The sequence below is a fragment of the Xanthobacter sp. DMC12 genome (genome assembly GCF_056314105.1).
This window is the reverse complement of the sequence record NZ_JBQUYZ010000002.1, coordinates 537,698-551,727: the sequence shown is the minus strand read 5'-3', so window position 1 is coordinate 551,727 and position 14,030 is coordinate 537,698. Positions and strand designations below refer to the sequence as shown.

7 protein-coding genes are annotated in these 14,030 nt (G+C 65.5%); 2 read left to right on the top strand and 5 right to left on the bottom strand.

Features of this window, described 5'->3' with window-relative positions; translation table 11 throughout:
* Positions 1 to 32 precede the first annotated feature (32 nt).
* Positions 33 to 737, top strand: coding sequence for a nitroreductase (locus ACT535_RS10655; RefSeq protein ID WP_476364333.1), 705 nt, complete (start codon positions 33 to 35; stop codon positions 735 to 737).
* A gap of 13 nt (positions 738 to 750) precedes the next feature.
* Here ACT535_RS10655 and ACT535_RS10650 read toward each other — a convergent pair whose 3' ends face one another.
* Positions 751 to 1,257: a cysteine hydrolase family protein gene (locus ACT535_RS10650; RefSeq protein ID WP_476364332.1), complete on the bottom strand. Its 507-nt coding sequence runs from the start codon at positions 1,255 to 1,257 to the stop codon at positions 751 to 753.
* Between the two features lie 88 nt (positions 1,258 to 1,345).
* On the opposite strand from ACT535_RS10650, the gene ACT535_RS10645 reads away from it, so the two are divergent.
* Complete coding sequence (locus tag ACT535_RS10645) at positions 1,346 to 2,281, top strand: GlxA family transcriptional regulator (RefSeq protein ID WP_476364331.1); 936 nt, start codon at positions 1,346 to 1,348, stop codon at positions 2,279 to 2,281.
* Between the two features lie 42 nt (positions 2,282 to 2,323).
* Here the strand turns inward: ACT535_RS10645 and ACT535_RS10640 are convergent, their stop codons facing one another.
* The 4 genes from ACT535_RS10640 to ACT535_RS10625 form a co-directional block, all read right to left on the bottom strand.
* On the bottom strand, positions 2,324 to 2,809 hold the full coding sequence (locus ACT535_RS10640) for a DUF1269 domain-containing protein (protein ID WP_029556640.1): 486 nt from the start codon (positions 2,807 to 2,809) through the stop codon (positions 2,324 to 2,326).
* A gap of 747 nt (positions 2,810 to 3,556) precedes the next feature.
* Positions 3,557 to 5,359, bottom strand: coding sequence for a GmrSD restriction endonuclease domain-containing protein (locus ACT535_RS10635; RefSeq protein ID WP_476364330.1), 1,803 nt, complete (start codon positions 5,357 to 5,359; stop codon positions 3,557 to 3,559).
* Positions 5,360 to 6,222: 863 nt separating this feature from the next.
* A complete protein-coding gene (locus ACT535_RS10630; protein ID WP_476364329.1) occupies positions 6,223 to 7,047 on the bottom strand; it encodes an autotransporter outer membrane beta-barrel domain-containing protein in 825 nt (274 codons plus the stop codon).
* Positions 7,001 to 13,831 (bottom strand): beta strand repeat-containing protein, encoded by a 6,831-nt coding sequence (locus ACT535_RS10625; RefSeq protein WP_476364328.1) that lies wholly within the window; start codon positions 13,829 to 13,831, stop codon positions 7,001 to 7,003. The genes ACT535_RS10630 and ACT535_RS10625 overlap by 47 nt, the downstream gene beginning before the upstream one ends.
* Positions 13,832 to 14,030: the final 199 nt, after the last annotated feature.

Sequence of the window (14,030 nt, the reverse complement as noted above, 5' to 3'; positions counted from 1 at the left end):
CAGGCCTGTTCATTGCCGGTGATCTCTGCCCGATGCCCCTTCCGACCGATTCCGCCGCCCCCCTCTCCGCCGCGGAGGCGATCCGCTCGCGCCGCTCGATCCGCGCCTTCCTGCCGACGCCGGTGGAAGACGAAACCGTCGCGCAGATCCTCGAGCTTTCCGCCCGCTCGCCATCCGGCTCCAATATCCAGCCCTGGCGGGTGCGGGTGCTGCGCGGCGCGCCCCTCGCCGCGCTGACCGCCGAATTGCACGCGCTCTCGCTTTCCGGCGATCGGGGTGCCGAGGAATATGCCTATTACCCCCGCAAGTGGCGCGAGCCCTATCTCGGCCGCCGCCGCAAGGTGGGGTGGGACCTTTACGGCGCGTTGGGCATCGGCAAGACCGACACCGGCCGGATGCGGGAGCAGCACGCCCGCAATTTCCTGTTCTTCGATGCCCCGGTGGGCCTCATCTTCACCATCGACCGCGACATGGAAGCGGGCTCCTGGCTCGATTACGGCATGTTCCTTGAGAACATCATGATCGCCGCGCGCGCCTTCGGCCTCCACACCTGCCCGCAGGCGGCCTTCATGCTCTACAGCACCGTGATCGCGCAGCGCCTCGCCATCCCCGACACCGAGATGGTCATCTGCGGCATGGCACTTGGCCACGCCGACCTCGCGGCGCCGGAGAACACTTTCGAGACTGTGCGCGAGCCGCTGGAGAAATTCGCGCACTTCATCGACGCCCTCGCCTGAAAGCCCCCGACGCTCAGGCGAGCCCCGCCTCTGCCGCCGTGACGAGCTTGGTCTTCGAGCCGATGGCATTGAGGGCAATGCGGTGGACGACCTCGATGGGCGCGGTGCACAGATCCCCGATCACGCGCACCGAATAGCCGTCGGCGTCCCGCGACAGAGCGGTGAAGACGACGCAGTTCTGCGTCATCATTCCGCACACCAGCAGGTCGTCCGTGCCGACCAGATGGGGTGCTAGATCAGTCTCCTGGAAGGCGTCAGCGAAACGCTTGGTGACGATGGGTGCATCCCCCGCCGCCTCCAGGATCGCAGGGCGGATGGCGATGCCCGGCCCATCCGCCGCGAACAGGCCCTTCGGTGCGGCGGAGACATGACGCACCAGGACGATGCGGTCTCCCGCCGCCCGCGCCCTGCCGATGGCCGCGACGATACGCGCCTCGGTCTCCTCCGCCTGCCACAGGGGCAGCACGCCGCCGGGGAAATAATCCTGCTGGATGTCGATGACGAGAAGGGTTCGGGTCATGGCTCGCTCCTGTGCATGCCCCTCTTCTAGGGCGGCACCGCGCCGGCCGTCAGTGGCCTGATGGACAAGAACCATGTAAATCGGGCCAATGCGCCTGGCCATCCTCGCCTATGACGGCATCAGCCCCTTCATGCTCTCCACGCCCCTCGCGGTGTTCGGCGAGCCCTTCCTCGCTGGCGGCCACAGCGTCGATGTCTGCGCGGAAGCGCCCCGCCTGTCCGCCACCGGCGGCCTGGTGATCGAGGCGCCGCATCCCCTGTCGGCCGCCCGCGCGGCGGATGTGGTCATCCTCCCCGGCTGGCGGGATGCGGACGAGCCGGTTCCGGACCCGCTGGTGGCAGAGCTGAAAGCGGCGGAAGCGCGCGGCGCGCTGGTGGTGGGCCTGTGCCTTGGCGCCTTCGGGCTGGCGCAGGCCGGCCTCCTCGACGGACGGCGCGCCACCACGCATTGGGCGCGGGCGCAGACCTTCTCGGAACGCTATCCAGAGGTGCAGGTGGATGCCGGCGCACTGTTCGTGGACGAAGGCCAGGTGCTGACCTCCGCCGGCATCGCCGCCGGTCTTGATTGCTGCCTGCACCTCATGGCGCGGCTCTCCGGCGTCGGCGAGGCGAACCGGGTGGCGCGCCATCTCGTGGTCGCGCCGCAGCGGGCCGGCGCCCAGCCGCAGATCATCGCGCGGCCCACCATCGCCACGCCCGCCGACAAGCGCGTCACCGATCTGCTGGAAAGCCTCAGGGCCGATCCCTCGGCCACCCCGGCGCTCGACGACCTCGCCGCCCGCATGGGCATGAGCCGCCGCAGCCTCACCCGCTACATCCGCGCGCGCACCGGCGGCAGCCTCGGAGACTGGCTGAAACGGGCCCGTCTGGCCCAGGCGCAGGATCTGCTCGCCTCCGGCGCCCGCGGGCTCGAGGCCATCGCCCAGCGCTGCGGATTTGCGGACGCGCAGGCCCTACGCGTCGCCTTTCGCTCAGAACTCGGAACCACGCCGCGTCAGTGGCTGGCGCGTCAGCGGCTGGATTGAGCGGGCGCCGCCCCTGTCAGACAGCGCCCGTGGGTCGAAACCTCAGGCGCCCTTGAGCGCGGCCTGGAGCTTTTCTTCCTGCTCCTTGGAGAGGCTGGTCTGCAGCACGGTACCGCCGAACTGGGCCATGTCGGCCACCACCTTGTCGGCCGTCACCTTGCCCACCAGCACGCAGAGCGCCGCCTGATTGGGGCCGAGGGCCGAGCTCGCCTGCTTGATGAAGTCGTCATTGATGCCGACATCGGTGAACTTGCCGGCGAGCGCGCCGGCGCCGGCGCCGATGGCCATGCCGAGCAGCGGGTTGAGGAAGAGAAGGCCGACGAGCCCGCCCCACAGGCCGCCCGAAGCGGCGCCCGCGACGGTGGTGTTGATCATCTGGTGCAGCTTGATGGAGCCGTCTTCCTGGCGCACCGCCACCACGGCATCGCCCAGCTCGATGAGATATTCCTTCTGGAGCTTGAGCAGCTCCTGCCGCGCGGCCTCCGCCTTGGCCTCGGAGTCATAGGCGATGATGATGAGGTCGGCCATCTTGGTCTCCAGCTCCCGTGTGCGAGCATCGCATCGCGCTCGCGCCCCTCTCTACAGGCCAAGTCGCGCCGATGCGCAACCCCCTCGGAGGTGCGGCACGCCGCGAAAAGCTGCAGCGCCCGTCGCACCGCTGTCATCATGGATCGCTGCATCACCGGCGGGATCCACCGCGGCCTGAAGCGCGAACTGTTGCAGCCGAAGGATCAGGAGGCCCGCGCCGCATCAGGACGGGCGGCTGCAATCAGCCATGAGTCGAGGCGTGGGATGGGGAAAAGCAGACCTGGAATAGGCAACGCCGAAGCGCTCGAAGCTGCCCACCGAAATCAACCGCGCCGGCAAGGCATCGCTTGGGGAAACAGGCACCCCGCGACCGCTCCTCGGACACCCCGCGCCGCGCGCATGGCCAACGGCACCGTGAATACTACCGGATACCCCCGCACCCGGTTGGGCCGGCCAATTGAGTGTTTGCAAGGGCATTCGGAGCTTTTGGGACCTACCCGGAAGGGTAAATGGTGCCGGGAGAGGATTGCGCCGGAAATTTATAACTACGTGATATCACGTTTATTTTCAATCTGGCCACCGCAGCTTGTGACACAGCCCTGTGACGGCATCCCTCGACGCCGAAAGTTCGAGTCCTAAATGCGCACTCGAATTCCGCGGGCTCCTTTTCCGCAACCAGCGGCAGCGCCGATTCTGGGAAGGAGGGACGGCTGGCCCCTCCTCCATCCACTAGCAGCTCTCGGGAGACTAGCCGAAGAACTTGACCTCAGTTGCATCCAACGGCTTGCCCATTGCCGCCGCGATCATGGCGCACAGGCTGCGCCCGCGAGCCTCGTAAAAGGCTTCGAACTCGTCAGCCCGGAGATGCTCCGGAGCGATCCGATGGCTTTCTAGAAGCGTATCCATTTCGGCATCTTCCAAGCCAACCTGCTTATGTCCTTGCAACATCCGCAGGTATTGAGACGGAGCATGCCCTCCGACCATACGGTTCGCCTTGTAAGAGATTGGCGTTTTGTTGATTACGCTGTCATAGATGGCGGGCTTGATACTTTGAGCTGTGCACCACGCTTTGGGAAAGATGTGGTGAATGTCGAGCGCGACCTCCTCAGCGTCTAGATCGCGAATGCTGGCCTTCCAGAAGAAATCCTTTGATCCTTCTCGTTGTATCAGAACATTGAGCCCCTTGTAGGCTGCGGAGAGGCGGGAGCGTAGGGTGTTCAGACGTTTGGGCTGGAAGTTGGCCTCAACGACCGTGCGGGGCTCCCCACCACCATTGATCCAAGCGAGCACTTCTTCCAGATCATTGGCGATGCGTGTCTCTACCGCGCCGCCATAAAGTTCACCGAACACGCCGCACCAATACCACCGACTGAGCTTTTCGTAGATCCTCGGCTCCCGCCAACGCTCCTTCAGATGGGTCATTACCGCCGCGAGGGGTGTGATCTGGGTGCGGTAAGGCAGGTCTGTCGCAGTCAGCACCAGTTCCATGCGCAGAAAGCGAGCGGCCTCCCTGAAGCCCTTCTCAAGGGGCGGCGCCCACTTGTGGTAGGTCTCAAGCTTCAGGTTCAGAATGGCACCACGCTTGGCACTGACCGCGGAGACCGCCTTGCCAGTCTTGCCCGCCGCTACGTCGGCGAGCCGCCCCTCGTGGGTGTGCAGCAGAGCAATGGCTTGTAGGAAGTCAGTCGGCTCCACCGATGCGAGGTTCTCATCAGCATAAAGGCGCGTGCTACGCCCCTCAACGTTGCGAATGCTGCTGCCAAACCAGTCATCCCGTAGGTTGAAATTGTCGGCCGCGAAGGACGCAGTAGCCAGTTCAAACACCGACAGCGGGACGCCACCCGTATTGACCTTCTCGAAGACGAGGCAAACCGCCTCCTTGCTCGTGGCCCTTGCAAGCTTGATGACCGGCAATTGGTACTCGCGAAACGCATTGAGAACCCGCTCCCGGAAGAGCATGTAGTCCCCAAACTTGGACGGCGCGAACTTGTGGAGAGCCAGCTCCCAAGCGTCCGACTTGAGGATTTGGTTGCAGGGAAAACACATCGCCTCGCATTCAAGTTGAGGCGTGGAGAGATCAAGCGTCACTACGCGATCAAAGTCGGTTTTTAGCTTCCTATCCGCTGGCACGGCAAAGAAGGCCTCTTCGAGCCCGTCATCCGACATCGCCTTCTCTATATCGAGGTAGTAGAACCGCTCAATATCAACGCCCTTTTCGTTGAACGTCTTCACAGGACCTTGAAGTTTCAACACCTGTGTAAGCGTCGTCAAGCGTTGCTGCCCGTCAAGGATCAGTGTCTCCGGCGTAGGGATGGCTCCAGCAAAGGAGACGTTCTCAACAGGACGGGTCTGAAAACGGGCTTCGCCACCCGTCTCAAGCAGCATCACGGCTCCCACCGGAAACGACCGCGAGACAGAGACCAATAAGGAACGGACATGCTCGTCATCCCAGACCCATCCCCGCTGAAAGTCCGGAAGTTGCAGCTTGCCGGTCACGACCTCCTCCAAGAGGGTCTGCAACAACACCTTGGTCGAATCGAACGTGCTCATGAATCCCCTGCCCACGAATCAAGCCAGGACATCTCATCCCAACGCTTAGCCTTACGGCAGGACGGGACAGAGTACAGCCTCCGGATGCAGCATGCGGCTTCAAGCCTCGCGCCCCGGCCCTCTTCGTCCTAGGCGGTGGGGTGTGAAGGCTGCGCGTTTCTCGACGGCGCCGGACGCCGATCAGGGGGTAAAGTATGCAAGGCAGCGCCTGCGAGAAAACAGTGCGCGAGATACCCCCCGCGTCCCACGGAGGACGTGGCGAACAGCGTAGACGGGACCGGCAGTATTAGCCGTACCGTAAGGCAATGCTCAGGCCTCGGAGGGACACCCTGCACGAAAGTTGCTAAACGATCAGCCGCCTCAGATTGCTGGCGCCCTGACTGACCATGAGGACACCGGCCGGGAATTTAGGGGTCGCAAATGCGAAACCACACCTACGTAGCGCGGAGCTGCAAAATACCCCCGTGCCCCCAGTACAGACTACCCCTCATGTGCTCTGCCGCTACTTGTGCTGAGAGACCACGCTGGAGGCCTCGCAGGGCTCAAACCCCTGCACCCGTAACCGGACGCGAAGGGGGCCAGATGGCAGACGCTCGATACCCGCCGGCAGACTCTCCTTGCGCGCCATACGTCACGTGCCTCCGTTCGGAACGGATGCATCTTCGGTAGCGCACTACAGGATTTCAACCGCCGAGCCACTACAACCGCCGGCCGGAGGCGGGCTAGAACCGCGATCCAAAGCCGCCGAGTCGCCGCTCGATCAGGACACCATTGCCAAACTCGTCAGCTACCTCACGCTTAGAAGAATGCCAGACCGAATTGATGTCCATCGCAACGGCCGAAGATGAACGACAATGGTGCCCCTAGAACCGCATCGAGAAGCGCAGCGAGCCAGCGTGGGAGACGAAATCGTTGCCGGCGACGCCTTCATAGCTCACCCGAAGGTCGTATTTGTCGTTGGAAGTCCACTGGAGGCCGAGCGTCACGTCAGCGAGCCAGTCCGGCAGGGCCACGGCTGTGTTGAAGCTGCCGGTGCCAAGCGGGGCGTTGAGCAGGGCGGCGGTCACGTCCCAGGTGTTGTTGGAATACCAGGTCGCCCCGATCGTGCCGTAGGGCCGCAGCACCGAGCCGTCGGGCAGATCGAAGCGCGCGCCGAGTTCCAGGTGGGGGCCGAGTGCCACGGTGAAGTTGTCGTTCTGCGCCACCGCGAGGTCGTAGGGGCTCAGGTGGCCGCCCTCGGAGAAGCCGGGAACCGAGGTGTAGATCAGGTCCATCTGCCCGTAAGGCTTCAGGTACCAGTTCTGGAACGGGATATTGTATTCGGCGCGAAGGCGCCCGGCCGCCGTGTAGCTCTCATAGGTCGAGGCCGACAGGTAGGTCGCTGTGCCGATCACAGTCTGGCGGCTCGCGTCGTACCAGCCGTAGCCGAGATGAGCGGCGGCGGAGAACAGCCACGGCCCCAGCTCGCGCTTGAGCGAGGCGGAGACACCCACCTCCTGGCCCTGGGTCGAGGAATAGCCGAACTCATTGGTGAAATAATCGAGGCCGTAGGAGGCGGCGAGGCCGACGAACCAGCCGGTGGCAACTTCCTTCTGCGCGCCTATCCGGTAGGCGGTCTGGGTCAGGTTGAAGCCCGTATAGTCACCGGGGGTGAAGGAGGTGTAGCCGGCATCGACACGCGCCCACATGCAGTCGCCCTGTTGCAGCAGCGTGCCGGAGCCCTGGAATTCGGGGCAGCTTAGCACAGAGCCCAGCGCCGAGCGCGAGGTGCCAACAGCGGCCGCGGGGCCGGCCCCGAGGATGGCCGGGATGCCCGTGCCGAGGGCACGCTGGTAGGCTCCCACGCTGGGCAGGTTGATGAGGTCGGCATAGACCGGGTTGAGGCTGTCCGAGCCACCGGCATTCCAGGTCGATTGCAGGTGCTGGGCATAGGCCTTCTGGTTGGCGTTGAGCAGGAGCCCCGAGGGCGCGAACGTCACTTCCGGCGAGATGATGAGCGCGGTGTCCGTGGAGGCGCTCGTATTCCAGGTGACGGAGACGCCGCTGTTGGAATTGTTCGTCACCGCCATCTGGCTGAGGATCTGCGGGACTTGCAGCGAGCCGTTGCAGTTTGTCGGATTGTCCCCGCATACCGTCATCACGGTGTAGGTGGCGCCGGGAGCGAGTGAGCCGACGACATTCACGTCGATCACGCCCGACGCTTTCGATACGGCACCGACCTTGAACTCGTCGCTCTTCGTCCCGCCCACGTCGACGTCTATGGTGCCGTTGGCCTGGAACAGGGTGCCGGTGAGCGTCGCGGTGCCGAAGGTGCCGGTGCCGGCGATGTTGATGGTGCCCTGGTTGTTGAAGGTGCCCGACGTGCCGAGATTGATGGTGCCGGTCGCGTTGGTGATGTAGGTCCCGCCGCTCTGGTTGATGAAGCTCGCACCCGATCCCGTGCTGTTCGAGAGGATCACGTCGCCGGCGATGATGCCGAAATTGTTGATGGTGTTGTTGCCCCAGAGCGAGGAGATCGCGACGCCTGACGCCGCGCTGACCGTCGCGCCGGCGTCCACAGTGATGGTGTTGGCGGACAGCCCGTCGAGCACGATGGCTGCGCCGCTGCCGCTGCCGCCGGTGATGATGGAATTGTTCTGGACGGTCACCGTGATGGTGCCCGAAGTGAACGCCGCCTGGTTGGTATCGATCAGGCCCGAGGTGGACTGGATGCCGCTCTGCGCGAAGATCGCGATGGAGCCGGCGCCGCTTGTATCGATCGTGCCCTGATAGTTGATGGAGATGTTTCCGGGGGGTCAGGGTGCCGCTCACGCCCGTGACGCGGGACTCGGTGCTCGATCCGGTCGGGATGATGAGGCCGTCGGCATTGCCAACGAGTCCGCCGCCGCCGCTGAGGCTCTGGGCGACGATGCCATGGGCGTTCGCGCCGCTGGTGGTGATGGTGGACTTGCCGTTCGAGACGATGGTCACGTCTCCGCCGACCATGTTCGCGTTCACTTCCACACCGGCCTTCGCGGGGGTGAGAAAGTTGGCGTAGGTCATGCCGGAATCCGCCTCGATGGCGCCGGTGTAACCGCCGCCGCCACCGATGGACTGGGCCACCACTCCAGTCGCGCCATTACCGGTGGTGGCGATCTTGGCGCCGGCCTCGAATGTCACTGTAACGGGGCCGCCGGTCTCCACCAGATTGCCGACGGACGTGTTGCCGAGGCTGCCGTTCACGGTCAGCGTGTTCACGGTAACGCCCGAGCCGTCGGTGGCGAAGCCGCCGCCGCCGCCGATCGACTGCGCGAGGACGCCGAACGCGTTCAACCCCGTGGTCTGAACCTCCCCGGTCAAAGTGACGGTGACCGCGCCGCCGCCGCCAGACCCCAGATTGGCAGCGCCGCTCTGCTGGGTGCCACCGAGATTGAGGGTGATGGTGCCGCTGGAGTTTGCGACTTCATTGGCGAACGTCTGCGCCAACGTGGCGACGTAGTTCGGATCGTTGGGGTACTGCTTGTCCAGAATCGCGATCACCTGCTCGCCCAGCGCCTGCTGGTATTGGGCCTGGCCTGCGGTCGTATAGTCGGCGGGATTGACATAAAACAGGCCGCCGCCGCCGCCGATGGACTGGGCGACCACGCCGTGGGCCTCGTTGCCCTGGGTGGTCACCTGGCCAGCGGTCACGTTCACCGCTCCGCCGCCGGAATTGGCGCCGTTTGCGGTCTCGCCGCCAAGGCTGATTTCCGGGCTGAACAATGTGGGCGAGCGATCGGAAGCGATGCCGCCGATGCCGCCGCCGCCCCCGATGGACTGGGCGAAGATTCCGAACGAGCTGTCACCGTTGGTGGTGATGGTGCCGGAATTGGTGACCGTCACGGTTCCGCCCGAGCCTGCGGCGCCGCCCGAGCCCCCCACGGACACGACGGAGTTTAACAACTGCGCCCCGTACGAGGTCGCACCGCCACCCGTCCCGCCGCCGCCGCCGATGGACTGGGCCAGGATGCCGAAGGCCACGTCGCCGCCGCTGCCGCCGGCCGCGCCGGTGGTGATGCTGCCGAAGTTGGTCACCGTCACCGCACCACCATTGCCGCCGTCGCCGCCCTTGCCGCCGATCGAGCTCTGGATATTGACCGTCGGCGTCCAGCTTTCCGGGTCCTTGCCTTCCGCGAGGAAGTTGGCCAGCGCCGTCAGGAGGGCGGTGGAAATGCCGTTCCCGGCTGCCTGAGAGGGGCTGTTGTCGAGGTCCGCCGACGACGTGCCGGCGATGCCGCCCCCACCGCCAATGGAGGCTGCGACGATGCCGTGGGCGCCGTCGGACGAGGTCTGGATGCTGGCCGTGTTGCTGTTGGTGACGGTGACGGCCCCGCCATTGCCACCGCCGCCGCCATTGCCGCCGAGGGTGAGCTCGAAATTGTAGTCACCGCTCGACACCGCCTTGCCGGCATTCGCCATGCCTCCGCCTCCGCCGACTGACATGGCGAAGATACCGACGGAGTCGATGCCCGTGGTCGAGATCTTGGCGTCGTTGGTGGCGGAGACGATGCCGCCGCTCCCTCCGCTGCCTCCGCTGCCGCCGAGGGCGAGCGTGAGCTGATAGGAATCGTTGAAGGGGATCGGCAGGGCCGAGACGATGCTGTCGAAGGGAATGAGGGTTTCGACCTTTGAGGTACCGACACCGCCATTGCCGCCGCCGCCGCCGATGCTGACGACGGAGATGCCGTCGGACGCGAAACCCGATGTGCTGATCGTGGCGCCCGCATTGTTGTTGTTGACGGTGACTTTGCCGCCGTCGCCGCCGGAGCCTGCGCCGCCGCCGATGGTGACGCCGATATCAACCATGGGGGAAATGCCGGCAGCCAGCATCGTCGTCTGGGCATTCCCGCCCTCGCCACCGCCGCCGCCGATGCTGGCGATCTGGATGCCGGGGGACTGGTCCCCGGAGGTCGTCACCCCGCCGGTGTTCGTGACCGTCACTTTGCCGCCTTGGCCGCCGCCGCCGCCCGTGCCCGCAATGTTGACGGTAATGCCTACCTGCACCTGTTCGCCGAACCCGGCCGTGAAGGTGCTGGAGTTCGACGAGCCTCCGGCGCCCCCGTTGCCGCCAACGGTGAGCGCCCGGATGGCAGCCGAGTCGGTGCCGGAGGTGGTGATGGCGGCACCGTTGTTGTTGCTGATGGTCAGATCGCCACCATCGCCGCCGGTCCCCCCTGCGCCGCCGAGGACGACGGAGATGGCAGGCACGCTGAAGGCGCCCAGGGTCATCCCGCGGACGCTGCCGCCATTGCCGCCACCGCCGCCTTCGCTCATGGCGAAGATGCCGTTGCTCGAGTCCCCAGAGGTGGTGATGGAGCCGGAATTGCCGATATAGGTGTAGCCGCCTTTCGCACCGTTGGCACCGTTTCCGCCCTTGGCGAAGACGACGACGGCTCCGCTGGCATCAACCGAATTGCCTGCGCCGCCACCGCCGCCGAAGGAGGTGGCGATGATGCCATGGCTTTCGTCACGCGAAGTGACGATCTTGCCGGAATTCTGGATGCTCACCTCGCCGCTCTGCGCGGCGCTGCCCGCGGTGCCCCCGTCATTGTTTCCGTTGATCGAGCCCCCCGTGCCGCCGGAGCTTGTCGCGTAGATGCCGGAGGAATAGGCTCCGCCGGTGGTGATATTGCCTTGGCTGACCACCGACACGGCGAAACCACTGGTTAGCCCCGTGCCGCCGTTACCGGCCGTGACACCGGGCCCCGAACCGCTTGCGCCGCCGTTTCCGCCGCCCGAGATGGCCCGGATGCCGTATGCGTTCGTGCCCGTCGTGGTGATATTGGCGTTGGTCTTGATGGTGACAACACCGGCGGCACCGCCATCGCCGCCGCTGGCTGCCGACGAGGGATCGCCCGAGCCCCGGACGTAATTTCCGCTTCCGCCCGCCCCGCCCACACTCTGGGCGAGAATGCCGGCCGAATGGTCTCCCGACGTGCTGATCCGTACTGGAGCGGCAGTGTTGGTGGAGTAGGCGGTGACAGTGACGTTTCCGGCGGCACCGCCCGCTGCGCCATTGGTGGAGTAGTCATCGAGCCCACTCAAGACGTAAAGCCCGTCGCCGCCTCGACCACCATTGGCAAACAGGCCAATAGCCGGAGAATTCGCCCCCGCGCTGCTGACATTGATCGATGGCGCCGCATTGGACTGGGGCTGGAGGGTGAGGACGATATTGCCCGCCGATCCCCCGACGCCGACGGTTTTTGCATTGCTGTAGAGATGTCCGTAGCCGCCGTTACCGCCGGTGGAATTGATGAGGATGGCCGGCGCCATGTATTTGGTGCCGAGCAGCGGATTGGGACTCTGTTGGGTGGCAGCCGTGGTGACGCTGGCGCCGATGGTCGCGTTCACATAGGCGCCGTTGCCGCCCGCGTTCGGGCCACAGATGCTGGTCAGGCAGCCTTCGCCGCCCATGGCCTTCAGATAGATGGCCGGGCCCGCATTCGCCGCCGTGGTCGAGACGGTGCCGGTGGTGACGAGGGCGATGGTCCCGGCATTGCCCGCCGTCTCCAGCGCACTGTAGTAGCTCGCGGTATTGACCGAGCCGCCTGAGCTGTTGACGAGGATGCCCATGGCCCCAGCGCCGGTTGCGCTGATGTCGCCGGACGTGTGGATGACCACGTTGCCGCCGGCCCCGCCATTGCCGGCGGCGTAGCGCGAGCCCGTTGTGCTCTCCATCGCGATGCCGGAATTGCCGCCCGCCGCGAGGATGGTGATGCCGTTGCTGTAGGCGCCGGAGACCGAGATGCCGAGGCCCTCATAGAGCTTCACGGTGCCGGCATTGCCGCCATTGCCAGCGCCGCCGCTCCCGGGATGGCCGCCATCGCCCCCGCGCCCGCCGCTGCTATTGATGCGGATGCCGTCGGAATAGGCGCCGGGGCTGGACTGCGGGATGTTGTTGGTGGCGCTGTAGGGCTGGCGCAGGAAGGAAGCGCCCGACGTGACGATCTGGTCGGTCGCGCTCGCGCCGTAGGCCTTCACGAAGACGGAATTGCCGTTGCCGCCAGACAGGCCAGCTTCGGCGGATTGGAGGTTGAAGAAGGCCTGCCCGGCCGCCCCGCCCGCCGCCGAGGCGTAGATGCCCGCGGAATAGTTCTGCTGGGTGTGGATCGCTCCCACATGATTGATGGTGATGGTGCCGGCATTGCCGCCCGCACCGCCCGCGGCCATGTCGCCGTTGGCAAAGCCGGCCGGCCCGCCCATGCCGCCATTGGCGTTGGCATAAATGCCGGCGGCGCTCACCCCGTTGGTCTGTATGGCGACCCCAGAGGAGGTGGTGATGGTGATGGTGCCGCCGTTGCCGCCTGTACCGCCATTGCCGCCATTGTTGAACGAATGGTAGGAGCCCTGCCCCCCGCCGCCGCCGGTGGTGCGCACCGCAATGCCGGCTGAGCCGTTTCCGGCAACGGTGATGCTGCCGTATTGCTGGACGGTGACGGTGCCACCGTTGCCGCCGTCCCCGCCCACCGAATTAGAATTATCACCGTGAAGCGCAGTCAAACTGGAGCCGACATAGCCAACAGTGCCGCCGGCGCCCCCCCTGCTGTTGATCGCGATACCCGAGGCGTAGTTGCCGCTGGTGACGATGGCGCCATGATTATTCACATGCGCGCCATAGGAGTTCCCGCCGTTTCCGGCCCAGCTCCCGTAACGGTTGGAGGATTGCTGGAACCCGGCGCCGTTGGCGCCATTGGCGCCGGACGTGTTCACATAGATTCCAGGTCTGTTATTGCCTGAGACGGTGATGCTGCCGGCGCTGTAGATCTTGGCATAGCCCCCGTTCCCGCCGTTTCCGCTTATGCCATTCCAGTCTTTTGCGCCGTATCCGCCAACACCGCCGACGCCGCCCGGCGCCCAGACCCAGATGCCGGCGCCAGCACCGTTGGACGTCAAGGCCCCAGTATTGTGAATATAGATATTGCCGCCATTGCCTCCGGTTCCGCCGCCCTGGGACGTGTTGGTGTCGTTGCCGGTGCCGCCAACGCCGCCACGACCGCCATAGGCCGAGGCGGAGATGGCGGCAATATTGGGCCCAACCGGGCCGGTGATTGGCGCGGTGTTGATGATCGTGACGTTGCCGCCATTGCCGCCGTTGCCGCCGCCGGAAGCCGAGTCGAAAAGGTCAGCGCTGCTGCCGTAGCCGCCGTTCCCGCCGATGGAGTGTGCGCCCACGGACGCCCCCACCAGCGTGACGGGATTGGTCAGAGACACGTTGTCGCCCGAACCGCCAACCGCGTCGCTCTTGCTGTCCGCGTCGTTCTTTCCGGGGACGCCATCACCGGAGATGAAGATCTCGGTTTGCCATTGTTCGCACCCCGCCGGGCTTCCGTTCACCGTGCAGGTCGCCTGGGCGTAAGTCGGGGTGGGCAGGAATGCGGTACCGCCCGCGAACGAGCTGCTCAGGAAGGTTGCCTGAAGCAGAATGCCCTTCAGTGCATTGGTCTTCTTGCCCATCTTGCCCGCCGCGCGCAGGAGGGGCGGACGGCCCCCTCAAGATTCCCGTCTCCACTCCGGGAGAACGCCGTGGGCTACCCGCTGGGCCAGCCATCAGGAGCGCTTTCCAAGAGGGACGCGTGGGACGAACGCCGCAGCACCCCGGCAGTCCGCCGGCCCGCTCGCTTCCCCCAAAGCCACCGCCCAAAGCTCAGGTTGA

Excerpts from the sequence above, each read along its gene's own strand:
- ACT535_RS10630 (WP_476364329.1), bottom strand. The coding sequence starts at position 7,047 with ATGTGGGCGCGTGTCGATGCCGGCTACACCTCCTTCACCCCCGGTGAC.
- ACT535_RS10640 (WP_029556640.1), bottom strand. The coding sequence starts at position 2,809 with ATGGCCGACCTCATCATCATCGCCTATGACTCCGAGGCCAAGGCGGAG.
- ACT535_RS10645 (WP_476364331.1), top strand. The coding sequence starts at position 1,346 with ATGCGCCTGGCCATCCTCGCCTATGACGGCATCAGCCCCTTCATGCTC.
- ACT535_RS10650 (WP_476364332.1), bottom strand. The coding sequence starts at position 1,257 with ATGACCCGAACCCTTCTCGTCATCGACATCCAGCAGGATTATTTCCCC.
- ACT535_RS10625 (WP_476364328.1), bottom strand. The coding sequence starts at position 13,831 with ATGGGCAAGAAGACCAATGCACTGAAGGGCATTCTGCTTCAGGCAACC.
- ACT535_RS10635 (WP_476364330.1), bottom strand. The coding sequence starts at position 5,359 with ATGAGCACGTTCGATTCGACCAAGGTGTTGTTGCAGACCCTCTTGGAG.
- ACT535_RS10655 (WP_476364333.1), top strand. The coding sequence starts at position 33 with ATGCCCCTTCCGACCGATTCCGCCGCCCCCCTCTCCGCCGCGGAGGCG.